The organism is Neobacillus piezotolerans (genome assembly GCF_003362805.1).
Classification (GTDB): domain Bacteria; phylum Bacillota; class Bacilli; order Bacillales; family Cytobacillaceae; genus Bacillus_D; species Bacillus_D piezotolerans.
The window spans coordinates 408,163-432,489 of sequence record NZ_QNQT01000003.1 but is presented as its reverse complement, the minus strand read 5'-3'; the positions used below and the strand labels follow the sequence as shown (position 1 = coordinate 432,489).

Annotated in this window: 33 protein-coding genes and 2 other annotated features; of the genes, 29 read left to right on the top strand and 4 right to left on the bottom strand. The window is 37.9% G+C overall.

Annotation, left to right across the window (positions count from 1 at the left end):
• Position 1: 1 nt before the first annotated feature.
• Positions 2 to 790, bottom strand: coding sequence for a hypothetical protein (locus DRW41_RS11045; protein WP_115452038.1), 789 nt, complete (start codon positions 788 to 790; stop codon positions 2 to 4).
• A gap of 259 nt (positions 791 to 1,049) precedes the next feature.
• Here DRW41_RS11045 and lepB point away from each other — a divergent pair, with 259 nt between their 5' ends.
• Positions 1,050 to 1,589: a signal peptidase I gene (gene lepB / locus DRW41_RS11040; protein ID WP_115452037.1), complete on the top strand. Its 540-nt coding sequence runs from the start codon at positions 1,050 to 1,052 to the stop codon at positions 1,587 to 1,589.
• 113 nt (positions 1,590 to 1,702) lie between these two features.
• Here lepB and DRW41_RS11035 read toward each other — a convergent pair whose 3' ends face one another.
• Positions 1,703 to 2,554 carry an STAS domain-containing protein gene (locus DRW41_RS11035; RefSeq protein WP_115452036.1) on the bottom strand — a complete coding sequence of 284 codons (852 nt, stop codon included), beginning with the start codon at positions 2,552 to 2,554 and terminating at the stop codon, positions 1,703 to 1,705.
• A gap of 263 nt (positions 2,555 to 2,817) precedes the next feature.
• On the opposite strand from DRW41_RS11035, the gene DRW41_RS11030 reads away from it, so the two are divergent.
• The 14 genes from DRW41_RS11030 to DRW41_RS10965 all read left to right on the top strand — a co-directional run bounded on the left by DRW41_RS11030 (position 2,818) and on the right by DRW41_RS10965 (position 14,058).
• Entirely contained in the window at positions 2,818 to 3,336 is a 519-nt protein-coding gene (locus DRW41_RS11030) for a nucleotidyltransferase domain-containing protein (protein WP_115452035.1), read from the top strand.
• Positions 3,337 to 3,566: 230 nt separating this feature from the next.
• Entirely contained in the window at positions 3,567 to 3,899 is a 333-nt protein-coding gene (locus tag DRW41_RS11025) for a metalloregulator ArsR/SmtB family transcription factor (protein WP_115452034.1), read from the top strand.
• Complete coding sequence (locus DRW41_RS11020) at positions 3,886 to 4,584, top strand: SRPBCC domain-containing protein (RefSeq protein WP_181884511.1); 699 nt, start codon at positions 3,886 to 3,888, stop codon at positions 4,582 to 4,584. The genes DRW41_RS11025 and DRW41_RS11020 overlap by 14 nt, the downstream gene beginning before the upstream one ends.
• A 286-nt stretch (positions 4,585 to 4,870) precedes the next feature.
• On the top strand, positions 4,871 to 5,551 hold the full coding sequence (locus tag DRW41_RS11015; protein ID WP_115452032.1) for a response regulator transcription factor: 681 nt from the start codon (positions 4,871 to 4,873) through the stop codon (positions 5,549 to 5,551).
• A 94-nt stretch (positions 5,552 to 5,645) separates the two neighbouring features.
• Positions 5,646 to 6,563, top strand: a complete 918-nt coding sequence (locus DRW41_RS11010; RefSeq protein ID WP_115452031.1) for an ATP-binding cassette domain-containing protein — start codon at positions 5,646 to 5,648, stop codon at positions 6,561 to 6,563.
• Complete coding sequence (locus tag DRW41_RS11005) at positions 6,556 to 7,302, top strand: ABC transporter permease (RefSeq protein ID WP_115452030.1); 747 nt, start codon at positions 6,556 to 6,558, stop codon at positions 7,300 to 7,302. Before DRW41_RS11010 ends, DRW41_RS11005 begins: the two co-directional genes overlap by 8 nt.
• 20 nt (positions 7,303 to 7,322) lie before the next feature.
• Complete coding sequence (locus DRW41_RS11000; protein WP_115452029.1) at positions 7,323 to 8,231, top strand: sensor histidine kinase; 909 nt, start codon at positions 7,323 to 7,325, stop codon at positions 8,229 to 8,231.
• A gap of 348 nt (positions 8,232 to 8,579) precedes the next feature.
• The gene (locus tag DRW41_RS10995; RefSeq protein ID WP_142752224.1) at positions 8,580 to 8,957 is read left to right on the top strand and encodes a prenyltransferase/squalene oxidase repeat-containing protein; all 378 of its coding nucleotides are present in this window, start codon (positions 8,580 to 8,582) and stop codon (positions 8,955 to 8,957) included.
• An 83-nt stretch (positions 8,958 to 9,040) separates the two neighbouring features.
• A complete protein-coding gene (locus tag DRW41_RS10990) occupies positions 9,041 to 9,388 on the top strand; it encodes a hypothetical protein (RefSeq protein ID WP_142752223.1) in 348 nt (115 codons plus the stop codon).
• Positions 9,389 to 9,406: 18 nt separating this feature from the next.
• Positions 9,407 to 10,399, top strand: coding sequence for a prenyltransferase/squalene oxidase repeat-containing protein (locus DRW41_RS10985; protein WP_181884510.1), 993 nt, complete (start codon positions 9,407 to 9,409; stop codon positions 10,397 to 10,399).
• 5 nt (positions 10,400 to 10,404) lie between these two features.
• On the top strand, positions 10,405 to 10,770 hold the full coding sequence (locus DRW41_RS10980) for a DNA ligase LigA-related protein (protein WP_115452026.1): 366 nt from the start codon (positions 10,405 to 10,407) through the stop codon (positions 10,768 to 10,770).
• A 100-nt stretch (positions 10,771 to 10,870) separates the two neighbouring features.
• Positions 10,871 to 11,109 (top strand) — a binding site (T-box leader).
• 40 nt (positions 11,110 to 11,149) lie between these two features.
• A complete protein-coding gene (gene gltX / locus DRW41_RS10975; RefSeq protein ID WP_115452025.1) occupies positions 11,150 to 12,814 on the top strand; it encodes a glutamate--tRNA ligase in 1,665 nt (554 codons plus the stop codon).
• A 236-nt stretch (positions 12,815 to 13,050) separates the two neighbouring features.
• Positions 13,051 to 13,482: a DUF2185 domain-containing protein gene (locus tag DRW41_RS10970; RefSeq protein ID WP_222928843.1), complete on the top strand. Its 432-nt coding sequence runs from the start codon at positions 13,051 to 13,053 to the stop codon at positions 13,480 to 13,482.
• A 360-nt stretch (positions 13,483 to 13,842) separates the two neighbouring features.
• Positions 13,843 to 14,058, top strand: a complete 216-nt coding sequence (locus tag DRW41_RS10965; RefSeq protein ID WP_115452023.1) for a hypothetical protein — start codon at positions 13,843 to 13,845, stop codon at positions 14,056 to 14,058.
• 43 nt (positions 14,059 to 14,101) lie between these two features.
• Here the strand turns inward: DRW41_RS10965 and DRW41_RS10960 are convergent, their stop codons facing one another.
• Positions 14,102 to 14,686: a YitT family protein gene (locus tag DRW41_RS10960; protein WP_115452022.1), complete on the bottom strand. Its 585-nt coding sequence runs from the start codon at positions 14,684 to 14,686 to the stop codon at positions 14,102 to 14,104.
• Between the two features lie 262 nt (positions 14,687 to 14,948).
• Between DRW41_RS10960 and DRW41_RS10955 the strand changes: the two genes are divergently transcribed.
• The 14 genes from DRW41_RS10955 (at position 14,949) to DRW41_RS10890 (ending at position 23,746) form a co-directional block, all read left to right on the top strand.
• Positions 14,949 to 15,335, top strand: coding sequence for a MerR family transcriptional regulator (locus DRW41_RS10955; RefSeq protein ID WP_115452021.1), 387 nt, complete (start codon positions 14,949 to 14,951; stop codon positions 15,333 to 15,335).
• An 87-nt stretch (positions 15,336 to 15,422) separates the two neighbouring features.
• Positions 15,423 to 16,718, top strand: coding sequence for a hemolysin family protein (locus tag DRW41_RS10950; RefSeq protein ID WP_115452020.1), 1,296 nt, complete (start codon positions 15,423 to 15,425; stop codon positions 16,716 to 16,718).
• A gap of 231 nt (positions 16,719 to 16,949) precedes the next feature.
• A complete protein-coding gene (locus DRW41_RS10945) occupies positions 16,950 to 17,612 on the top strand; it encodes a GNAT family N-acetyltransferase (RefSeq protein ID WP_115452019.1) in 663 nt (220 codons plus the stop codon).
• 57 nt (positions 17,613 to 17,669) lie between these two features.
• Positions 17,670 to 18,194, top strand: a complete 525-nt coding sequence (locus tag DRW41_RS10940; protein ID WP_115452018.1) for a GrpB family protein — start codon at positions 17,670 to 17,672, stop codon at positions 18,192 to 18,194.
• Positions 18,195 to 18,271: 77 nt separating this feature from the next.
• Positions 18,272 to 18,505 carry a YczI family protein gene (locus DRW41_RS10935; protein WP_115452017.1) on the top strand — a complete coding sequence of 78 codons (234 nt, stop codon included), beginning with the start codon at positions 18,272 to 18,274 and terminating at the stop codon, positions 18,503 to 18,505.
• A 70-nt stretch (positions 18,506 to 18,575) separates the two neighbouring features.
• Positions 18,576 to 18,821: a hypothetical protein gene (locus DRW41_RS10930; RefSeq protein ID WP_115452016.1), complete on the top strand. Its 246-nt coding sequence runs from the start codon at positions 18,576 to 18,578 to the stop codon at positions 18,819 to 18,821.
• Between the two features lie 181 nt (positions 18,822 to 19,002).
• Positions 19,003 to 19,500 carry a DinB family protein gene (locus DRW41_RS10925; RefSeq protein WP_115452015.1) on the top strand — a complete coding sequence of 166 codons (498 nt, stop codon included), beginning with the start codon at positions 19,003 to 19,005 and terminating at the stop codon, positions 19,498 to 19,500.
• A gap of 56 nt (positions 19,501 to 19,556) precedes the next feature.
• Complete coding sequence (locus DRW41_RS10920; protein WP_115452014.1) at positions 19,557 to 20,081, top strand: GNAT family N-acetyltransferase; 525 nt, start codon at positions 19,557 to 19,559, stop codon at positions 20,079 to 20,081.
• Positions 20,082 to 20,236: 155 nt separating this feature from the next.
• Positions 20,237 to 20,551 (top strand): putative quinol monooxygenase, encoded by a 315-nt coding sequence (locus tag DRW41_RS10915; protein ID WP_115452013.1) that lies wholly within the window; start codon positions 20,237 to 20,239, stop codon positions 20,549 to 20,551.
• A 57-nt stretch (positions 20,552 to 20,608) separates the two neighbouring features.
• Positions 20,609 to 20,857 (top strand) — a binding site (T-box leader).
• Between the two features lie 55 nt (positions 20,858 to 20,912).
• Positions 20,913 to 21,911, top strand: coding sequence for a tryptophan--tRNA ligase (locus DRW41_RS10910; RefSeq protein WP_115452012.1), 999 nt, complete (start codon positions 20,913 to 20,915; stop codon positions 21,909 to 21,911).
• A 62-nt stretch (positions 21,912 to 21,973) separates the two neighbouring features.
• Positions 21,974 to 22,426, top strand: a complete 453-nt coding sequence (locus tag DRW41_RS10905; protein WP_115452011.1) for a hypothetical protein — start codon at positions 21,974 to 21,976, stop codon at positions 22,424 to 22,426.
• A 67-nt stretch (positions 22,427 to 22,493) separates the two neighbouring features.
• On the top strand, positions 22,494 to 22,769 hold the full coding sequence (locus tag DRW41_RS10900) for a hypothetical protein (RefSeq protein WP_245959408.1): 276 nt from the start codon (positions 22,494 to 22,496) through the stop codon (positions 22,767 to 22,769).
• Positions 22,770 to 22,825: 56 nt separating this feature from the next.
• The gene (locus DRW41_RS10895; protein WP_115452009.1) at positions 22,826 to 23,233 is read left to right on the top strand and encodes a DUF4830 domain-containing protein; all 408 of its coding nucleotides are present in this window, start codon (positions 22,826 to 22,828) and stop codon (positions 23,231 to 23,233) included.
• Between the two features lie 45 nt (positions 23,234 to 23,278).
• The gene (locus DRW41_RS10890) at positions 23,279 to 23,746 is read left to right on the top strand and encodes a VOC family protein (RefSeq protein WP_115452008.1); all 468 of its coding nucleotides are present in this window, start codon (positions 23,279 to 23,281) and stop codon (positions 23,744 to 23,746) included.
• A gap of 18 nt (positions 23,747 to 23,764) precedes the next feature.
• Here the strand turns inward: DRW41_RS10890 and DRW41_RS10885 are convergent, their stop codons facing one another.
• Positions 23,765 to 24,304, bottom strand: coding sequence for an HXXEE domain-containing protein (locus DRW41_RS10885; RefSeq protein WP_115452007.1), 540 nt, complete (start codon positions 24,302 to 24,304; stop codon positions 23,765 to 23,767).
• Between the last annotated feature and the right edge of the window lie 23 nt (positions 24,305 to 24,327).

Sequence of the window (24,327 nt, the reverse complement as noted above, 5' to 3'; positions counted from 1 at the left end):
GTTAGTTCACCTTTAGTCCTTTTAAAACTCGAAAAGATGGCGACTGATATTTCTCTCTAAAAAAGCCTCTTTGCTCTTTATCGTATAACTTGTTGTTCTCAACTGTGTTGATATATGCGTCGAAAAGCGCAAACCCATATAGTGAAGGAAAAAATAAAAGCCACTCAGGATTTACAACTGCTGTAGCTTTGTCTATTTCGCCTAAAAATAAAAGGGAAATCGCCTCTAGGCCGCGCGAATAGTAAAAAAAGACAACAGTCCAAATAATGACAAAAAAAGATGCCACAATCCGATGTATATAAAGCTGTCCCAAACCCGGAACAAAAAGTGACCAAACAACAGCCATGACAGGGTTCCTTTTATCCAAGTAATTAATTTCCATTGCACCAATGCTAAAGGAATTAAATTTATGTTCCTCACGATCTGCCAATACAAACACTTTATTCAAATCAACAGTCGTTCGATAGCTATCCCAGATTCCGAATATATAGACCGGGATATAAATCAGCAGCCATCGTGTATCCAAAACATCTTTAGCTTTGTCAATTTCACCTTGAAAAGAGTACACCATTGCAAAATTAAGATTCGATTGTAAATTAATCACGACTTCCCAAACAAATAAAACGAATCCCCGCAAGTATTTTGACAAAAGAAGATGGCCAAAACCGGGGAACGCAGCACTCCACCAAGCCACAATATACGGGTTTCTAAGATGGATTTGGGTTGTCCCAAGAATGCTAACGTGAGCCCGATACCGTCTTGCCGTGTTGTCATTGCTATAATTATTCATCATTTCCACCTTGATACTTCATTGGATATGATTAGTATTCAACATAATGTCTAGGTTAATACTTCAGGGATTACTTATAGTAACGCGTTATTCCTATGGCCGCGACTGGTCCTGGGAAAAGAGTTATTACACGGTATCCGAAGAATTTTAAGGAACTATTGAATGGGACTAAAAACTTATCACTGGTTTAATGAATTTTCTGTATTTTATGGTAAAATTAAGTTACTGATTCAAGCAAAAAAGTAAGGGAGGATGAAAAATGCCTAAGAAGAAGAGTGGAGCGTATGAATGGATTAAATCGATACTAGTCGCACTTTTGATAGCTTTTATTGTCCGGTCTTTTTTCTTTACCCCCATTATCGTAGACGGGGCTTCGATGAACCCTACCTTACAAGATAAGGATCGTATGATTGTAACAAAAATTGCGGAACCAAAAAGATTCGATATCGTAGTGTTTCACGCTCCTGACGGCAGGGAGTATATTAAACGTGTCATAGGGCTTCCTGGAGACAGGATTGAGTACAAAAATGATGTTTTGTATATAAACGGGAAGGCGTATAAAGAACCTTACTTAGAAAAATTTAAGAAAGAAATAATTGGAGCAAGCCTGACAGATTCTTTCACTTTAAAGGAAACAGCTGTAGAGGCCGATACGGTCCCAAAAGGCCATTTGTTTGTAATGGGAGACAACAGAAGGTACAGCACTGACAGCCGCAGCATTGGTGCGATTCCGATGGAAAAGGTGGTAGGAACAACAAAACTTGTTTTCTATCCGGAAATTAAGATTATAAAGAACTAAATTAACCCATTTAAATAATCGGGGCTTTGATCCAAAAGGATTAAAGCCCTTTATTAAATTTTTACATTGAAATTGAATAGGGCCCAACTCTGGGCCCATTCTCCTTGCTACCTCTATTGCCTGACCAACTGTAATTCCTTAAATGCTTGATGCAGATTGGATTTAACCGTTAATTGATTAAGACTTAACCCCAGACTCACAATCGTTTGGGCTACCTCTGGGCGTATCCCGGTAAGGATCGTTTTTACGCCGATAAGCGATAAAGCACTTATTACCCTTAGCAATTGATCGGCCACCATCGTATCAATAATTAGTACCCCTGACACATCCAATATTAAATGCTGTAAATTTAATTTGTTTGCCTGTTCCAGTGTCTTTTCCATCAACAGTGCAGCTCTTTCCGTATCGATATTGCCGATCAGTGGAAGGACGCCTACTCCTGGTATGAGTGGAACAATTGGGACTGACAACTCCATAAAGGCCTTTTTGGCATTGTTTAAGGATTGTTGGAAATGATGGACGAAAGTTAAGCTGAAGTAATAGACTGCATGATCAAGTAAAGGGTCTATAATCGAAATGATTTTAAAAATACAGTCAGCGGACAGGTCCATGTCTGAGTTGGATTCCTGTATAAATTTCCAAATAACTTTCCTGTAATCGCTGGAGTCTTTTAACGCCTCGTCCAAAGGCGCCCCAAGATTAAAAATAAAACTACCCGCTCTTTCTCCCCATTCCTTTACCCGATCAATGGATAATTGTTCATCATTGTTATCAATAAGGGCTCGTCCAAAAATCTCGATAAAGTCTGCCCTGACCTGCATAATTTGCTGTTCAATCTTTTGAAATTCTCTTTTTTGTTCAGGAGTCAGCTGTAACTTTGAAAATCTTATATTATGTACTTCTTCAGCGATGTCATATTTATTATTAACAATGGCCTCTCCCAAAAGTGCTAAACGATCGCTCATGTCTTCCCCCTATAAAATAATCTGGAAATAATCTGATTTTTATTATTGCATATCAAGCTTAATTTTACGAATATAAAGAAAGTGGGAATCTTGTTAATGAAGTATCTCGATTTATGGTAATCCTTAACCAACGGATGTTGGTTTCAGGAAGGATCAGGCATCAATTTTGTTGAATTCCTTATTGAACAAACAGGGAGGTTAGAGGAATAAGAAACGTACTGGTGCAGACCCATAAATGAAAAAAATAGGAGCAGGGGGTTCAAATGACAACAGATCAACATTTAAAGATATTGGCTGAGATTAGTGGAATTTCTGAGGCAATCGGAATTGAATTTTGGTTGCGTGGAGGATGGGCTATTGATTTTTTACTTGGTAAGATAACTCGTCCACACGATGATATTGATTTAGTAACGTGGATAAAAAATCGACAACGTTTAGAAGATGAACTTGTAAAAGCTGGTTATGAGAAGACATTCGTAAAAGAGGAATTTCGTGATAGGCAGTCTGATTTTCGAAAGGAAAATGTTGAAATATCCTTTTGTTATTTATCCCGTTCGGAAGATGGAAATCTTATTATGAATGGCTTACCCGAATGGATATGGAGACCAGACTCATTGCTGCCACAAACATTTATTTTAAACGGAATATCAGCTCACGTATTGAATCCAAAACAGCTTTTGGAAGAAAAAGTGGTCTATGAACAAATTGGTCGAACACCACGAAAAAAAGACGCAGAAAGCAAAAAGATTTTACACCGAATAATAGATGGAAAATATATTTAATTTAAGAATACGGAAATGTAAAGTAATGGGGTGCTTAATCCAAGGGGGAGTAGGCACTTTTTTATTTTCTTAAAAATCATGCTGTTAAAATACAACCTTTTGCTTATTCGGCTAACGGAAGGGAGGTTAGAAAGAATAATTTTCAATATTTTATAAAAAAAGTATTGAAAACGGTAACAAATAAGTTTATATTTTATATAACCCTTAGGTTATATGTTGGGAGGGAGGGAATGATGATGCCAGATGTCTATCGTGCTTTAGGAGATCCTACCCGCCGTCGTATAGTAAGCATGCTTAAACAAGGAAGCAAAACCCAAAAGGAGATAGTTGAAGCATTCGATATCTCTCAACCAGCCATTAAGAAGCATTTAACCATTCTGTTGGAGGAAAAAATTATTTCGGAGAGATTAAAAGGGAAGTACCGTATCTATTCGCTAAACACCAATTCTTTGCAAATAGCCTACCAGGATATGCTTCAATACATCGCAGAACTGCTCGATGATCAGCTCGTAAGTCTAAAAGATTATGTTGAAAGAGGAGAGATTCGAGATGAACAAGATTAAGGATTCCGTCAAAAGAGAAATCGTTATTAATGCTACTTTAAAGGAAGTATGGGATGCTTTGACTCAACCTGAGCATTTAAACCGTTGGTATACAAAAAATGCGGAAATAGATTTTCGTATAGGTGGAAGAGGTTACATGAACCATGGTTGGGGAGCAACAACGGATGGGGTATTCACGGAAATTGATGCCATGAAACGCTTTGTAATTCAAAGTATGGATGGTGATTTTACTACTATCACAACATTAGAGGAAGTTGAAAATGGTGTTAAGGTGAGTATTGAATATCAAGCTTCCTATTTAGGTGAAATGTCCCAAGCTATAAAAGAAAATATGTTGTTTGGTACAGGTCAATTCTTAGAAAATCTGAAGAGTGTCTATGAAACAGGTGAGGATATACGTGCAAAGTTGTGGACAGGATGGATTGGTATTACACACACAACTAACGAGGGTGCTGCAGGGACAAAAGTATTAAAGGTAAAGGAAGGTTCAGTAGCTGCAGCTGCTGGGATTGAACCTGAAGACATTATAAAGGAAGTCGATAGAGAAGAAATCACAGGGTATGAATCATTTGAAAGGGTATTAAACAAAAAAGCTGTTAATCAAACTGTTACCTTAACCATAGAAAGAAAAAGTGAAAAATTACAATTAAGCTGCCTTGTGGATGCTTATCCTGTACCTTATTAACATACCATGAAGTCATAGATAAACATTTTCTTCAAGTATCGAGTGCGTTAATCTTAGGATTAACGCCTTTTTGTTGAAGATATTATTCGCAGGATTTCAACTAACTTGAAAGGATAGATTGTTGGACATAACACGAAACAAAAGGGGGAATGGGGATTCGTGTCCCAATGCCCCTTTTTTTAGGTTGTTGCAAGCAAGAGAAAATTAAGTGGCTACTAAGCTATAATTATTTATAATCAATAAAAATAGTACAAAACGCTACTTATTTAAAAAATGGGTGATAAATATGTATGAAGGTAAACGGATTTTAATTATTGAAGACGATCAAGAGATTAGTAGACTGCTAAGTGTAATTTTGGCAAGATCGCGTATGGAACCGGTCGCGGCTTATTCGGGTACAGAAGGTTTGTTGCAGCTGCAAACTAATACGTTTGATTTAATTTTATTGGATTTGATGCTGCCGGGCAAAAGCGGGGAGGAACTGATAAAAGAAATCCGAGAAAAGAGTTCCATCCCGATTATTGTCATTTCAGCCAAAGTCGATCTTGAGAATAAAGTGAACGTATTGAAAATGGGTGCGGATGATTATATAACCAAACCGTTTCATCAGGAAGAAGTGATGGCCCGGATAGAAGTCCAATTACGAAAAGCAAGTTCCCAACCGGAGCAGTTAGCGGAAATAGGATGGCGTGAGCTTAAGATCAATACGGAAAAACGCACTATAACGTTAAAAGAGAAAGAGCTGCAGCTAACAAATGCCGAGTTTGATATTTTAACTTTTTTCATGAACAATCCCGAGCGTGCGCTTTCGAAAAAGGATATCTATGAAAGCATCTGGAAAGGGACGTATTATGGAGATGATAACACGATAAGCGTTCACGTTTCTAACCTCCGTAAGAAAATTTCCGAAATTACGGCTGAAGAATATATTAAGACCATTTGGGGAGTAGGTTTTATGCTAATCTGACTTCTTTACGTATTCTTTATGTTTTGCTTAAAGGATTTTAACGACTTCTAAGCTACACTGGAAATAACAAGGGATTAGCGAAGGAGTCGAAAAGATGAATACGATTATTCAGACGTATCAATTGACGAAAAAGTTTAAAGAAGATGAGGTCCTAAAACCACTTGATTTTTCAGTTAAAAAGGGAGAAATCTGTGCGCTGATTGGAAAAAATGGCGCGGGTAAATCAACGTTATTCAAAATTCTTGCAGGCCAACTATTCCCGACAACTGGAGAGATTCAGCTTTTCGGGAAATCTAGTAAAGAGAGCGAGAATGAGAAAAAAAGAATGGGTTTTATGATTGAAACACCTGCATTTTTCCCGGACTTTACCGCAGTTCAAAATCTGGAATATTTCCGGATTCAACGGGGGGTCGTTGAAAAGAAACGGATTTATGAAGTCCTGGAAATTGTCGGTTTGGCAAATGAAAAGAAAAAACAATTTAAAGATTATTCCATGGGGATGAAACAGCGGTTAGGCATAGCCCTTTGTCTCTTAAGCAACCCCGATTGTTTAGTTCTTGATGAGCCAATCAATGGGTTGGATGTCGAGGGGATTATGGAAATCCGCAGATTATTGCTGAAGCTCAATCAGGAAAAAAATATAACGATCGTCATTTCCAGTCATATTTTAACGGAATTGAAGTTGTTGGCGACTCGGTTTGTTTTTATTAAAGATGGTGTAATCGTCGATGATTTAAGCAAGGAGGCTCTGGAAGAGAAGAGCAGGAAACAAATTCTCCTAACGGTTGATGATTCAGTGAAAGCGGCACAATTATTGGAACGAGCCTATGCAGATATCCAGTTCAAAGTCCTTCCTAATCAAGCCATCACGATCCAAAATCATGTAGAGAGCAGTGGAAAGATCAACCGCCTTTTAGTTGATAATGGTGTGATGGTGAAGGAGTTTCGGATTGAAGCTCTAAATCTAGAGGAATACTTCTTAGGATTAGTGGAGGGGAATAAACATGATTAATTATCTGAAAAGCGAAAGTTATAGACTGCTGCGTAAAAAAGGCCCGCATCTAACAAGTATAATATGTTTCGCTCTGATTGCCGCTGCAGCCGCCGTGCTTTATTTTTCTGGACAGGCGGATCCGAATTTTCGTTACGCAACCAGTAAATTTTTCTATTCAAATGCGATAGGTGCCGGAATAATGATTATAATCGTAGGGCTAGTTTATAATTCATTTCTTACTGGCAAAGATTTGACTCTAATGAAGCAATCGATTTCTTTCGGTATTTCTCGAAATACTATCTTCTGGTCTAAGTTAATCCTGACGTTAAGTTATTTTCTGCTCATCTGTGTCGTTGGGATAATTTTGATGGCAGCATTAGGTGAGAACTTATTTGCTGGGGATAATCAGGCGATAAGAAATTTTCTACTCGCGTGTGTCAATATGGCACCACTTGTCCTGAGTGGATTTTTCCTAACGCATACGTTGAAGATGCTAAGGGTTGGAGATGTTTACATTATTATCGTGCTGTTCTTTATTTTTGTACTATCAGGGAACATGCTGCGGGTTTTCCAGCCAATTTCAGGCTTAAACGAGTTATATAAATATGCACCGAATACATTGTTAAATGATAACTTAATGGGTTTTTTAGATGACACTGTCCGATTCGATTACAAATATTGGTGTGTAGGCATCGTAATTTCAGTGATTTCTTTACTCATTGGAGCAAAAAAGTTCGCAAATAAAAACATCGATTGATGGAGAAGGGATGACTGAAAGTGAGCAGCTGGCTGATTATCATGATTTTGGTTTCCCTACTGATTGTTGCCGTCAGCATGCTTCTGCTTTTCCATTGGGATGTCAAAAGGATGACAAAACAATTAGAGGAAATCAGTAAAAATTTCGGGACCAATGAATTAGTTCGTACAAATACTCATAATAAAAACTTGGCACGATTTGCTTCGAAAATCAACCAGCTGATTCACTTATTCAAACAGAACCAGCAGTCCGTCGAAAGAAGAGAAATGGAACTCAAGCAAGAAATCACAAATATCTCCCATGATTTACGAACGCCTTTAACATCGATCAAAGGATTTTCAGAGCTATTAACAGATCCGTCCATATCTGAAGCCGAAAAGAAAGAGTTTTTAGATATTATTCAGAAAAAAATCGATAACCTCACGATGATTGTAGATTTATTTTATGAACTCTCACAGCTCGATTCCTCGGACAAGAAATTAACCATTGAAAAGCAGTTTCTAGATCAAATTGTTGTGGAAACTATGCTAATGTTCTATGAAGAATTTGAGAAAGGGCAGTTAGAGGTACAAATGGATGAAGGCACTGTACCTGCTGTCCTTGCTGACAACAAAGCAACCGTTCGGATCGTAACCAACATTATTCAAAATGCTTTAACGTATGCCAAAAGTTATTTGAAAATTAGTTTTGAAGAGAGAGAAGAATATATTTGGTTAAGGGCAGTAAATGATGTTGAGGCCATTAATGCAACGAAACTCGAACGGATTTTTAATAGGACTTTCAGGTTGGATTCCAGTCGATCTGGTACTCATCTTGGATTAGGGCTTCATATTGTTCAGCAACTTGTTACCAAACAAGGAGGAAAAGTGGCTGCGAATGTCCATGAAAATGAATTTATTTTAGAAGTGTCGTTTAGAAAGTGGGATTAGGCAGGTTTTGATAAACAGATTTTAACTAAGGAGCGCTTTAGTCCACGAAGGATTAAGGCCTTTTTTATTAAAAATGGGAAAGTTATTGGAGATATGCGAAACAAAGGGGAAAGCGGGATTCAAGTCTACTGCTAGGCATATGAGTCCAAAGATGCCTTATGTTTGGACAGCCTAACCGGATTTTGGCCTTCGGTTGTCAGATATCCGTGCTTATTTGCAATCAAGTGGAAATCAAAAGGAAATCACCGCTTTTTGTCGAATTACCCTTGATAACAAATAAATTAAAGGAAATGAATTATGGTCCAAACCTTATCATTTGATAATTTTCAAAAAGCCAAAAGTTATTTAATGAATCACGGAAGAGATTTGGAACAGGAGCTGTTCCGTTTTCATTTTGAGAATGGAAATCGCCAAAATGTAATCGAACTAGTACAGAGGTACCAAGGTGAAAACGGCGGTTTCAGGAACATGGGTGAAGGCCATTCGACGATTCCGAATGGAATGGATACAAACATGGCATATCAGTACCTTAGCGATGTTGGCGCTACAACGAGTGACGAGGTTGTCCAAAAAGGCATTCAGTACATAATCGATTCATATGATCATGAACTGGGCTGCTGGCATCCGAGGCCTAACGCGAGAAGTAAGGGGTGGACGGATAATCCGTGTGCCGAGCTAGCAGGCTTCCTGTATGAGTACCGTGAATTGGTTCCTGAGGATTTTTAAGTGTTGTAACCGAAAACGCCATTGCCAATATGAGCACCATCCAAACCTCGGAAGAACCGAGGCAATTTTACTTCCTCGAAGCCATGAGTTTACTACGCTTGGCATTAAGAATAGATGAACCATTCAAGTCCATTATTTTGGAAAAATTAAACCAGGATATCATAGAAATCATCGAAACAGATTCAAGTAAATGGTCAACTGTCTATTGCGCGAAACCCTTCTTCTTTGCTTATTCACCTAAGAGCCCTTTGTTTCTCTCAATTAAAGATTATGTTATCAGAAGCTTGGAAAATGAAATCAACAACCAAGCAGATGACGGGCATTTCATTTTGAATTGGAATGCTGATGAAGACTCCGCGAAAATTTGGAAAAGCATTTGGACAATGGATGTTTTGAAAGCTTTGAAAAATCATAAATTGATAGACTTGTAAAAGGAGAGGTTTTCAAAAGTGAGTACATTACTTGAAACCAGTTTTGAAAAAGCAAAAGTTTTCATAAACTCAAAAGCACGGGGGCTAGAACGTTCCCGTTTTGAATTTATATTTGAAAATGGCCGCAAGGAAAACGTCCTGACGGAACTAAAAAAATTTCAAAATGAAGACGGCGGCTTCGGACATGGCATTGAACCCGACTTTTGGCTTCCGAACTCATCTCCAATGGCAACTTGGGCAGCGGGCCAGATTTTGATGGAAATTGGCGCGGATAAAAATAAACCAATCGTTCAGTCGATGGTTTCGTATTTAGCCAATTCAATTGATAACGAAACTGGAATGTGGCGTTCAGTTCTCCCCGAAAATAATGAATATCCCCACGCACCCTGGTGGCATTGGCATGAGGGAGTCCAAGAAAATTGGTCATTTAATCCAAGTGCCGAACTCGCAGCGTTTCTTGTCCATTGGTCGGATGAGGAAAGTGAAGCGGCGGAACTCGGATGGCGTGTTATTAGAAAAGCAATAGACCATTTAATGGGCAAAAGTGAAATGGACAGGCATGAAATCAACAACTACCAGGCGTTGGTGGAAATAATGAAACCCCGTCTGGCCACTTTTGAGTCGAAAATCAACCATTCCTTGAATGAAGTATCCGAGCAAGTGATGGTCCTAGCAGAGAAATGTGTTAACAAGGATGTATCTACATGGACCGAGGGCTATCAACCACTGCCGCTGGACTTTATCAATGATCCATCTGACCGTCTATGTGAACGGTTAGGCACACTGGTTGAAGAGAATTTTGACTTCTATAAAAGGCAAGCTTCCGACGAAGGGATATGGGACATCTCATGGAACTGGGGGAGCTATCCTGAAGAATATGAAATCGCACGGGGATTTTGGAAAGGGATTCTAGCTGTTAACAGGTATAAGCAATTTAAGGCGTTTGGTTATTTAAAGCCGATGGATTCCAAGAGAGAAATACTTTTTATCAAACCAGGAAGGATAAGGTGAAGTAGATGAAGATTTCGACGGTTGCCATAAAGCATGAAACCCCTATAGAGACGCTTCATCGCTATCAAAGAAGTTTTCTAGTCCATTCCTTTCTATACTATAAACTTGATGAATCAATCATTTCTGATAAGGATTATGATACGAGATGCCGTGTAATGAATGGGATTATGCACAATTATCCTGATCTTGCGGAAATAAGTGATTACTGCGAGTTATGCAAGCCGTGTGCGGCAACGGGAAGTGGGTACTACATTAAGGACTATCCGCCCGAGACAATTGAAAGGGCTTTCCAGCTTTTATTTCAGATTAAAAAGCCGAATATGAGCTATTCTCAATTTGTTTCAAAATGGGGGTATCAAGTCATTGGCTGAAAACACAGCAAAGACCGCAACGATAAATGTAAATTCGGATGCAAATATTGACAATTTGAATATAGTGTATTAATGTATCACTAATTAAAACCACATATTGTAAAACGCGATGAAGAGGAAGAGTAATTAATCACTCGATTAGTAGAGAGCCCATGCTGCTGGAATTGGGTATTCGAGCTTAATGAAAGAAGCCTTGGAGCAGTTGGCCGAAAGAATGGAGTAGGCCTGCCGGGAATTTCCCGTTAAAGAAGTGAGCAGCAGGAAATGAATTGCTGCATAATGAGCGGGTTTTTTAACCAATTTAGGTGGTATCGCGGAAGCAAGCCTTTCGTCCTTTATAAGGATGAAGGGCTTTTTATTTTTTTGAGGGGGATTTACTATGTCAAATAAGAGCATGGCAGAACTGTTATTTCCAGATGTCCAACAGCTTCCTGCGGATATATTCTCACAGTATCCGAAAAGAAATTTGTCTTCATCTGCTATGGTAACACGCTTTGCACCAAGCCCAACAGGTTCATTGAATATTGGCGGGCTTTATGCAACATTAATTTCCGAAAGATTAGCCCACCAAAGCAATGGAGTCTTCTTCCTTCGAATTGAGGACACGGATAAAAAGCGTGAGATAGAAGGCAGCATGGAAAACATCATTAATTCTTTGGCGTATGCCGGGATTGATTTCGATGAAGGTCCCGTCCTTTCCGGTGGCGAAAAGGGGACTTACGGACCGTATAAACAAAGCTCCCGGATTCAAATCTACAAGGTATTTATTAAGCATTTAGTCCGAAATGGATTAGCCTATCCTTGCTTTTGTGATGCAGACGATTTACAAAAAATTAGAATAAGCCAGCAGAACTTAAAAGTAACAACAGGCTATTATGGCGAATGGGCTAAACATCGGGACATTTCTTTTGACCAGGCAAAAGAGGAGATGGTAAATGGAAAACCGTTTGTTATCAGGCTTAAATCTCCCGGTTCATCAGAAAGGCGAATTACATATCACGATTTGGTGAAAGGCCCGATTGAATTCCCTGAAAATGACCAAGATATTGTCATCATGAAAACAGATGGATTACCAACCTATCACTTCGCCCATGCCATAGATGATTATCTGATGGGCACAACCCATGTCATAAGAGGCGATGAATGGCTTTCTTCAGTGCCGATCCATCTTCAACTGTTTGAATTCCTGGGTTTTAAAACACCGGAGTACGGACATATTGCTCCTATTATGAAGCAAGTCGGAGCTTCAAAACGGAAATTCAGTAAACGGAAGGATCTGGACGGCACCGCTGAGTTTTACAAAGAACAAGGGTACCCAGGAATCGCTATAAGTGAATACTTCATGAACCTTATTAATTCTAGCTTTGAAGAATGGAGGATGGCAAAACCACATAAATCATTCAAAGACTTTAGTATCTCTACCAATAAAATGAATGCCAGCGGCGCCTTATTTGACATGGATAAACTAAACGACATCAGCAAGGATGTGATTTCCAGGCTGACGGGCAGCCAGGTATTTGACCATATATACACGTGGTCAAAGAAATTTGATCCTGAATTTTATACTGTAATTGGCGAAAATGAGGAGTACACTGTAAACATTCTCAATATAGGCCGAACAACCGATAAGCCAAGAAAAGATTATTCAAAGTGGTCAGATGTGAAGCAACTGATTGCTTTCTTTTACGACGAATTGTTTGAAAAGGATATACAGAGTGGCTATAAGGTACCCGCAAATGTAACTGTAAAGGCTGCGAAAGAAATCGTACGGGGTTTCATTAAAACTTACAAGTTCAATAATGAAAAGGACGCCTGGTTCCATGGAATAAAGGAACTTGCCTTGGAGCTCGGATACGCAAAGGATATGAAACAATATAAAGCCAGTCCTGACAATTTCAAAGGGCATGTTGGCGATGTAGCAATGGTTATCAGGGTAGCTCTAACTAACAGAACCAATACTCCTGATTTGTTTGATATTATGAAAATAATGGGAGAAAAAAGGGTCCTTTTAAGAATGCGGAGGTTTTTAGGCGAATCCATTTAATAGTGTCCAAATTTCCAAAATGAAAGGATACATTAATGGCAAGTAAGTCCCAAGCTGACTCATGTTTGGACAGCAAAGTGAATTTTTCAGGAATGTGTGTCCAAAGATACCCGATGTTTGGACAGCAAAGTGAATTTCCACGGGATGTAGGTCCAAAGTTGCCACATGTTTGGACAAAGAATCTAAAATTCATAGCATCTAATTCCAAAGCAGTTCCGTTCCATTATTTTTGCAGAGTGAAACCAGCCATCGATTGCCGGAGGACAGGCAGGCTGAACATAAACTTAAACGAAAGGGTAAACCAAATGTCCGGTTTTAAAAAGAAATACTTTATACCTGGGGAAAAAATTGAAAGGTTAATTGAATCCAACGAAGGCTGTATTGCTACCGACAGAATTACGGTGGACGGGTGCAAAGTTGGTTTCATGTACAGGGAAGAGCCTTACCAGAATGGAAATCCGGATAGCGGATGGAGATTCATGGCCGGGGATGAAAGTGACGAGTATATGGATAATCCCGAATACCATGCGGTTTATCAACTGAACACGATTTGTAATTTCGACCGGGAAATAATACCATTGCTGAAATCAGCTACAGGGACGGCTTATATCCGAGATGAAAACGGGAAGCTTGCCCTTGATGATGAGTGGGAAGGAATAGAAGAATAATCTTTCTATGCCACGAAGGGAGGAGCTCCTCTGAAAATAGGAAGGGTCTTTGTACTGTTTTTATTATCAATTTCACTGATTGGTTGTGAGAGAAAAGAACAAAGTTTTAAGAAAGCAATTCCGGATGAAAGAATTGATTTTATCGTTCATCACGAGAAAGTTGCACATGGAAAAGTTCTGTTTTATGTACCCAATTTAAAGGGAGACCAGCCCGCCAAGGCGAGCTTTGAAGCGATATTTATTAAAAAAACCCTTTTTGGATGGGAGCCGACCTTTGATAGAGGCGGCACATCTGGAACTTTAGAGCAAAATCTATATAGCCAATATCTTCAGAAGGACAGTCCCAAATCTCCATTCCCGATGTTATTTGGAGAAATAACGGATCCGAAAATTGAAAAGCTTAAGATTGAAAACGGGAATGGTCTAAGTATTTTAGAGCCTAAAATAGTCACGAAAAATGATAAAACATTCTGGTTTGTGTTTGTGGAAGAACCGCATGAGACAGAAACCTACATTATTAAGGGATACACTGCAGATGGTCAATTAGTTGAGACTGTCACACAAGAATTAGATTAGGAAGCCGCACTTCAGCCCGCCTGAAGTGCCTTTTTTCATAAATTCACGGATTTACCATCCCGCTGTTTTTCCAGGTACAAAGACTTGTAGACAGTCCCACGAATATGATTGTTACACAGGATAACAAAAAGGTATCTTTTGAGATTAATAGTCCACCCAAAGAAATGACAAGGGAATCGATGAGAAAGATCATAATTCCAACGTTGATGTTAAACAACTTGGACAAAAATTGAGCCAGCAAATCTGTACCCCCTGTGCTTGTCTCATAGCGGAGCATAATTCCTATACCTGCCCCGACAAAAATCCCTCCAACGATCGAACTTAACACAGGATGGATAAATGGTGGGCGAGAAGCAGAAAACAAATCGATAATAAACGATGAGAAGAGCATCCCGTGAAGGCTATTATAAAAATAACTTCTGTTCATGAACCATGCCAGTGTAAAAATGGGAATGCTTAGAATAATGATAGAAAAGCCCGCGTCAGTCCCAGTCAAATATTTAATAATGAGCCCAATTCCAATGATTCCTCCATCAAGCAATTCAAACGGGACAAGGAAAAAATTGATTCCGATAGATAAACAGCAACTCCCAATAAAGATCACGACCATTTTTTTAAAAAAGTACATAATAAGCCATCTCCAACTTTGGACATGTACATATTATATGTTCCTTCATCCTAATTCTTTCTTGAATTGAAACCTGCAGTTGCTGAAATAAATGATCCTATCACATAACAGAATGCAATCTTTAAAGATTTCGTGGGGATTAGGTTAAGCAATTCCGCTAAAAGTTGTTTTTAATTGCTGGCATAAGTTCTTCCGTGTATAATCAACCCATAACCATAACGTTATAGTTTGGAGGGTTTAGCTTGGGGCCGAGAAATTAAAGATTGGTGAATTAGCTCAATTAACAAATGTTACTAAAAGAACCATCGATTATTATACAAACATGGGCCTTTTAAAAGCAGAACGTTCCAGTTCGAATTATCGATACTACGACCGTAATACAATTGGACGAATTGAGCTTATTGAACAGCGGAAAAAGCAAGGTATGTCACTCGATGAAATTAAGAAGGAAATTATAAGCAAGTACTCTGAGGAAGTTGACATCCTTGAACTTCGATTAAAAATTAAGCACCTGGACGAAGATGTAACAAAGGTTATTTCTCAGCTTCAGGAATCCGATGAAGTTAAGCCCGAGGATATAAAAAAGAGCCTATCCAAAGAAAGCATTTCTTTAATGCAGTCGTTGCTCTTATTGCTCAATATCACTTAATGGGCAATCATGCCATGCCTGGCATTAGGCCAAAGTATATTCAAGTACATTAGGAGGTGTATGTCTTACTTCTTGTAAGACTTTTCGTTGACGACAATTAACTTACTGCTCATTGTTTTATTGATTGCTTTAACCGCATTCTTCGTTGCCACGGAATTCGCTATTGTAAAGGTAAGATCATCTAGGATTGACCAGCTCATTGCCGAGGGCCGCAAAGGTGCTACAGCAGCAAAAAGGGTGACAACCCATCTTGATGAGTATTTATCCGCCTGCCAATTGGGAATTACCATCACAGCGTTGGGACTCGGCTGGCTTGGGGAACCGACTGTGGAAAAAATATTGCACCCCGTTTTCGAGTATTTCCATCTAAACGAGGCCATCACCGGGATTTTATCTTTTGCAATTGCCTTTGCGCTTGTTACGTTCTTGCACGTAGTTGTTGGAGAACTTGCCCCTAAAACGGTGGCCATTCAAAAGGCCGAAACAGTCACTCTTGCATTTGCCGTGCCAATCATTTGGTTCTACAAAATCATGTATCCGTTTATCTGGGTATTGAACGGTTCGGCCCGTGTCATTATCGGTATATTCGGCTTGAAGCCGGCATCTGGAGATGAAACCGCCCATTCAGAGGAAGAGCTCAGAATTTTATTGTCCGAAAGCTATAAAAGCGGTGAAATTAACAAAAATGAATTGAAATACATGAACAACATCTTTGAATTTGATGAAAGACTTGCTAAAGAAATCATGGTGCCCCGAACGGAAATAGTGACAATATCGGTTGAGGACTCTTTTGAGGACATAAAGAATATTATCCAAACCGAAAATTACACACGCTATCCCGTCGTTGATGGGGACAAGGACCATATCCTGGGTTTCATTAACGTGAAGGAATTTTTAACAGCAAACTTCACAAAGCAACTAAATCCAAAGCAAATGAACCTTAATATGTTCATAAACCCAGTCATATACGCCATTGATACTATACCGATCCATAACTTGCTCATAAAAATGCAAAAGCAGCGAACGCACATTGCCATTCTTATCGATGAATACGGCGGTACATCAGGGCTTGTCACGTTTGAGGACATTATTGAAGAAATTGTGGGAGAAATCAGGGACGAGTTTGATGAAGATGAAATTCCAAACATTCGAAAACTAAGCGAGGATCATTACATTTTTGATGCCAAGCTTTTAATAGAAGATGTGAACAAACTGCTGCTTACAAACTTTTCTCATGAAGACGTTGATACCATTGGAGGCTTGTTCTTGTCACAAGATGCCGACACAGAAATCGGAAGTGAAATTGAAGCTGAAGGATTCAATTTCAAGGTTATAGAGATGGATGGCCATCAACTTCGCTATCTGGAAGTTGTGAAAATATAGGTAAATAGCCGGTTGGACAGCGTAAATCAACAACATTACGCTGTCTTTTTTATGATTAAGGAAACTCCGCCCAACACATATTTGCCTCGTGTGATTTCCCGAAGAAAGCGCGGATACTTTAGATTTCTACTTTAAAGCTCATTCAACATGTGATTCGTCTTAAGAAGGATAAAGTCAATTTTTGTTGAAATCCTTATAAAGCTAAAGAACGGCTGGACGGAGAGAAGAATAATGAGGACAACTGATTTTCCCAATGTTTACAATAAAAACAATTTAAACCTGATTCAATTTGATAAAGGTGATACCCCTGGATTAATTGCATTATCCGCATCTGTAGGATGGGATTATGATGAATATGAAATTGGGACAGTTATGACATCTGGCAAAATATTTGGCCATAAAAATGGTAAAGGGGAAATTGTTTCTAGTTCCGCAATTATCCCATATGATAATAAGTTGGCTTCAATTGGGATGGTAATAGTTAATAAAGAATATCGAGGACTCGGTTTGGGAAAGGATGCAACACAAAAATCCATCGATTCCGTTTCACCGGACAGTTCCATCATGTTAATTGCAACTGAAGAAGGACAACCCCTTTATGAAAAAATGGGCTTTAGAACAGTCGGACATGTTCAAAAATTTTTGTGTGATAACTACGTAACTCCGAAATCTTTAAAACCCAATGGTGTTACCATTGTAGATTACGATGAAAATGACTTTAGTGAGGTCTTAAATTTAGATAAAGCCGCTTTCGGGGATATAAGAAGCAACTTTCTTCATCACAGGATCCATCAATCTAAACAATGTCTAGTAGCGAAAGATAACAAAGGAACCATTGTAGGTTATGGAATATCTATTTTGGGGTCAGTAAATAGCAAAAGCCAGGTTTGTTGAAGAAAGTTTTTATTTTGCTATCTAGAATTTATCATCGTTTGGATAGGTGGGACATATATGGATAAGCCGACGGTGCATCTTAGTGTTTATAATCCAAATTGGGAAAAAGAGTATCAATACGAGAAAAATAGAATCCTCAATGTGTTAGGTGATACGGTTCTTGGAATCGAACATATTGGAAGCACTTCTATTATGGGATTAGACGCCAAGCCGATAATAGATATAATGGCAGGAGTACAAGATTTGGCGGAAGTATCTGACTTTATTAAGCCTTTGAGTGAAATAGAATATGAATATGTCCCTAAACCGGAGTTTAAAGATAGAAGGTTTTTTAGGAAAGGATTATGGGGGCAAGGCACTTGCCATCTGCATATCTGTGAATTCAATCGCAGTGAATGGATTGAAAAATTGTTATTCCGTGATTACCTAAGGTTACACCCGAAAGTGGCCGAGGAGTATGCCATATTAAAAAAAGAACTCGCCTCCAAATATAAGTTCGATAGACCAACTTATACAAAGAGAAAAGAACCGTTTATAAAAACGATCATCGAAATAGCCAGGCATGAATTACATAGTATATAAAAAGCAAGTAAAGGGAGCTGGAGAAGTTCAACCAAATAAAAGTGGTTCCAAGGCATCTTAAGTTAGGGGGATTTAAGTTGTTAAAACTTTTGAGAATTATTTTTTCAGTCATCGTTATTTCACTCGCGGGCTATGGATTGATTAACGAAAATTTTGAGTTTCAACCAGTTATGATGTTGTTTTTAAGTTTAGTGATGTTGTTAATGGGAATAGAAGAATTTCAAAAAGGGAAAAAGGGTACTGGATGGTTAAGTATTGGTGTATTTATATTTATTTTATTTGTTTCAATGAAGGGTTTTATATTGAATTAGCGGCTGCGATGTTCCAGGCTGGACATCCACCTTTTTTTTGAATTCCTTATTGAATGAAGGGGTGAACCCATTGAAAAAATTAAACTTATTGGATATTGCAGCTTGGATTTCTACAGGAGCTTTTGTCATTCTAACGGTTTTATACAGTACGAACTTTCCTGAACTTTTGCCATTCTGGAGAATTGCCCTCATACTTTCTTTCGCTTTAGTTGGCATTAGGAACTACAAAAATAAGAATAAGAATGGACTAATCATGATAGTTATCTGTTTCGTTTTATATGTTTTAATGGACTGGGTTTTCGGGGTTTTTAAATAATTACTTATTCAACGGTTGCTTTTGTCCAAGAAGGATTTAGGCGCTTTTTTGTTTAGTTCCTAACTCAACGTTGCAAGAAACTTGAAGAAGGTAATTGTAATCGAAAATTGAATAATTAAATACATAAACAAAAAATGTAATAGTTTTGATTTGGGTTAATTAATACAAAGGAGAAATTAATTTGAGGGAACTTAAATTGATTAATACTTACAAAAACGAGCTTCAAAAATACTCTTTGGAACAGCTAAGATATAAATCTGAAGAAGCGGTTTGGTCTATTGGACAAATGTATGACCATTTAATCCTCGTTGCCCATGAGTATCTAGACAATATGGAAACATGTGCCACGTTAAATGAAGAACAGCCCCACGGGAAAACGGAGTTTGGTGAGCATTTATTTATGATTAGAGGGTTTCCACCAATTAAAATTAAGTTGCCGGATGAACTAAATACTCCGCCCAATAATTCAGATAGCAATGACGTTCTTATCAGCAGATTGGATCAAGTAATTCTTAGGTTGAATCAATGGGAATCGAAAGTGGATCATATAAACCCAAATTATAAAGTCGAACATGGAGGGTTTGGATGGCTGAATGCAAGGGAATGGTATGATTTGGTTGGTATGCATTTTCGTCATCACTTGCGCCAAAAAGATGAGTTAGAACAAAGTCTTGTTTAGTTTTGTTTTTAAGTTGAAAATTAACGCATTTGAATGCTGGTTTAAGGAGTGGTGGAATGTTTCCTTTACTTGTGACGAAACGATTAGTGTTAAGGGAATTAGTTGAAAATGACGCTCCAGCAATCTTAAAGTGTTTTTCGAATGAAGATGTATTACGTTATTATGGCCAGAAACCGCTAACAAGTATAGAGCAGGTAAAACAAGTCATTAAAAATTTCGCAGGTCAATTCAAAGATAAAAGTGGTGTGAAATGGGGCATTGAACTGAAAGAAACAGGTGATATCATTGGTACGATTGGTTTACAGGAGTGGTCTATTGAACATAAAAGAGCGAACATAAGCTATGCACTTTTCCCTGAAAATTGGGGTAATGGATATGCTAGTGAAGCTGTTGAAAAAGTGATTTCCTATGGGTTTCAAGAACTTGGATTAGAGCGGATAGGTGCAGTTGTTTTTGTTGAAAATAAAGTTTCGAGTAAGTTATTGATAAAATTAGGTTTTGAAAAGGAAGGTACGCTCAAAAAGTATATGTATCAAAATGATATACCATATGATACGGATGTTTACTCACTGTTAAAGTGAAAAAACAAGAAGTAAATTATTTAGTTATTGACCTAAACCAGGCTAGGAAGAAAACTATTGGGTAGCTTTAGTCCAAGAAGGATTAAGGCGTTTTTTTGTTGAATTCCTTATTAGCTACGGCCCAGGATTCCGTGACAAAATTAAGGAGGACCATAATGAGTAAATTCAGCTTGTTTGGTAAGTTTACCGTGCGAGAAGGCGAACGTGACACAATGGTTGATATTTTGTTGGAAGCAGCAGAATCAATGAAGAAACTAGAGGAATGCGAGATCTATCTTGTGAATATTTCTGAAAGTGAACCAAATTGTGTGTATGTTTACGAGGTGTGGAGCGATGAAAATGCCCATCAAGAGTCCCTAAAGCTTGAAGCTACCCAGACACTAATAAGTCGTGCGAAGCCACTTATTACTGGAATGGAGAGAATTATCACATTGATTACAAAAGGTGGGAAGGGAATTTCATCTAATTAGAATTTAATCTTGCCTTGACCTTTTTTTATCCATATTTTAGAATAAATTTAATTAAATATGTAAGCGATGAAGAAGAAGAGTAAGCATTAAGAACGGTTCAGAGAGCTGATGGTTGGTGAGAATCAGTGCGGAATTATTGCTGAATGGGCTTCTGAGCTTCTGAACTGAAACATATAGTAGGTTTAGCGGAATGTCTTACCGTTAAAAGAGACTAAGTATCGAGACACATTGACTGTTTCAGTACGGATAAGCGCGTTTGCATTTGCAAACGAATAAAGGTGGCACCACGGGTTACTCGTCCTTGTTTTTGGGGACGGGTAACCCTTTTTGTTTTTAAATTCATTCATAAGTGGAGGTTCTTATGAGAAAAACAATTTTGACTGGAATAAAACCAACAGGACAAATTCATCTAGGAAATTACATTGGGGCAATCAAGCCAGCATTGGAACTAGCCAAGCTAGAGGATTATAAAGCAGCATACTTTGTTGCCGATTATCATGGGCTTACTAAAATTCATAATGCTGAGGAGTTCAGGCATTTATCATATGGCATAGCAGCAACATGGTTGGCCTTGGGACTTGATCCCGACAAGGTAATCTTTTATAGACAGTCTGATGTTCCCGAGATTTTTGAATTGAACTGGATATTGAGCTGTTTTACATCCAAGGGTTTAATGAACAGGGCTCATGCATATAAATCGATTGTTGACAGCAATAAAAAGTCGGAAAAAGACATGGATTTTGGTGTGAATATGGGTTTATTTAATTACCCAATTCTAATGGCCTCTGATATTTTGATGTTTAAAACCGAAGTGGTTCCTGTAGGGAAAGACCAAGTTCAGCATGTGGAAATCGCCAGGGATATTGCCGAAAGTTTTAACAATAACTATGGTGAAACATTCGTGTTGCCAGAGTACAAAATACAAGAAGAAACGGCTGTATTACCTGGATTAGACGGCCGGAAAATGAGTAAAAGCTATAACAATACAATCCCGCTTTTCGAAGAACCGAAAAAATTACAAAAACTGATAAATAAAATCAAAACGGATTCATTGCCGCCGGAGGCTCCTAAAGATCCAGATACATCTGTTCTATTTATGCTATATAAAGAATTCGCTTCTTCGGTTGAGGTTGAAAAGATGAAAGAGCAATATGAAAAAGGCATTGGGTGGGGTGAAGCAAAAAAGGAATTGTTTAACGTAATGAATCGATTCATTGAAGAACCACGGGAGAAATATAATGAACTAATGTCCTCTCCAGAAACTATAGATAAAATATTGAAGGAGGGGGCTGAAAAGGCGAGGTCAATTAGTGCTCCATTCTTAAAAGAAATTAAGAGTAAAATTGGGATTTATGCATAGAGATAGAATAATGCAGTTTGAAAGAACGAAATTTTAAAAACCATTTTTTTGGGTGAGATACTATGATTTTGACCTGGCAACCAAACTGGTATGAATTAGACCAAACTGTAATTATAGGTGACATTGATTACTTCTATCTAAATAAAGAGGAAAAAACATTTGCAAATGATTTGATTTCCTCTGCAGACAAAGAAGTTCGCGGGGAAATTATACAGATTACTCATCGTGAGCTAGGAGAATTGTTGGGGGTACTAACGATTGGCTTAAGCTATAAATTCTTTTTAAAAGATGGCACATTCATTCATGTGGATGCGGAAGAGAATATAGGTGAGATTGAGTATCCAAAAGATATTAAAGTAAATGATTGGATATTAAAAGTGGAATTAAATGTTCTTGAGGCGACAGGTTTGTCATCCCTGGAGAGAGCAAAGAGAACAATGAAACACAAACAATTAAGGCTGGAAAAGGAAAGAAGAGAAAGGTATAAACTCTTATTGAACATTGATTATTTATAATACTTTTTCAAAACGGATGCGGTGGTCCATGAAGGATTACCGCATATTTTGTTGAACTTCTTATTATATGTTTGCTAAAAAAGTAACTATGGCAAAGGGGGATGAAATGAACCTAAAAACGTTTTTACTTAATTTTGTTTTTGTTTATGTATTAATCAGTCTTCCTTCCATAGTAGGTATAGGCTATGTGATTGATTGGGTTCCAGAGGCAACTTTATTTAAACAGTTCAAGGGATATGTTATAGACGGACTTCTAAATAATTTTGTTATAAAAAATGTTATAGCGATTATTGTAGGTTTTGTTGTTACTTTGATTATTTTTAAGAGGCAACAAACAAAATGAATTGAAATTTTGGATTTGGTTATTTGGCTTCAGGTAATTTTAGGAGGTGAGCTGTAATGAGAATTATTAAATTTATAATGATAGTTATTGGATTGTTTGTAATTTCTGGTTGTGGTCAAGAAAGTGTTAATGAACAACATCAACAATATTTATCAAACAAAGGGTGGAAAATTAAAAAAATTATCGAAGTAGATACCTTTATTTTAGATACTCCAACTGAACTTCTAACTAATTTTGAAGCAAGTGGTATTACTTTTTTAAATGAATATCTGGGTGAGGAAGTTACACAATATACATACGAATTAAAGGAAAAGGATATTGAAGGAGAACGTTTGAAAGCAATAATATATGAAACAAAAGAAGAGATTATTGGAGGTTATGGAGTGCTTCCCAGTTGGACACCAGGTATATTTAATTTGGATGATAAACAACGTCTAATAAATGAAGAAATGGTTAAACAGTAATAAAATTCTAGGTTGGTAGTTTTTCGTAACAAGGGGGTTTTGTTTTTGATTAAAGGGTTATATGAAGCACATTTACCTGTTAGTAATCTTGAAAACTCTATTGAGTTTTATAAAAAATTAGATTTAGAAATTGCATACGAACAAGAAAACTTAGTATTTTTTTGGATTGAAAAAGGAAGAAGTTGGTTGGGGTTGTGGGAGACAGATAAAGTTAATACACCTTACCATCCTTCATTAAGACATGTAGCTTTACAAATTGATAGAGAAGATTTGGAAAATATAAAGGGATGGTTAGAAGAAAGAGGAATAGCTGTCTCTACTAACTTTGGATTCCCTCCCGAAAACCAACCCTTAGTATTACCTAATAATCCACAAGCTCATGCAGCAATTTATTTTAAAGATCCTGATGGTAATAGTATTGAATTGATTGCTCCTTTAAGGTTAGATTTTCAAGAAGAATTTAAAATGATGACTTTAGAGGAATGGGAACAAAAAACCAAGCATGAGAAGTAAGGTACTTAACTTTAGGTGTTACCGAATAAAATAACGGCCCAAAAGATTACCAACCAGGAAAACCAGGATCATGATTAAACTGACCGGAAGACTAATAAATATCAAATGCCAGTCCAACTGTCCAGACTCGACTAAAGAAGAATAGGTAACGAGGCAGTAAGGGATGAGGAGGAACAGGGAAGTTATGATGCCCGGCGTGTAGCCCCTGAACATAATGGTTTGAACAATATGCATGAATGACTGCAAAACAAATAAATTAAGAATGGCTGTAAATAAAAGAAAACCCCCTCCGCTAGATGAGGAATGGGCGGTCATCACTGCAGTGAATGAGATAATCAGTAAAATCCATGTAGCCGAAACAGCAAGCTGGGCAGCGGTCGAGCCTAGTTTTTCTCTCATTTTTAATGTTCGTTGGACGAAGTTCGCTTTCGAATCTTTGTGTGCAGCCATGGAAGATTCGATGGTTATGATCTCTTCTAAGTCATGGAAAATAAAAAAAATGGGAAACAGCCAGATTAATGTTTTAAGATCCAATAGTTGGTGGAGTACCCCTAGCATCTTTAGCCAGCCTCCTTTGCGAA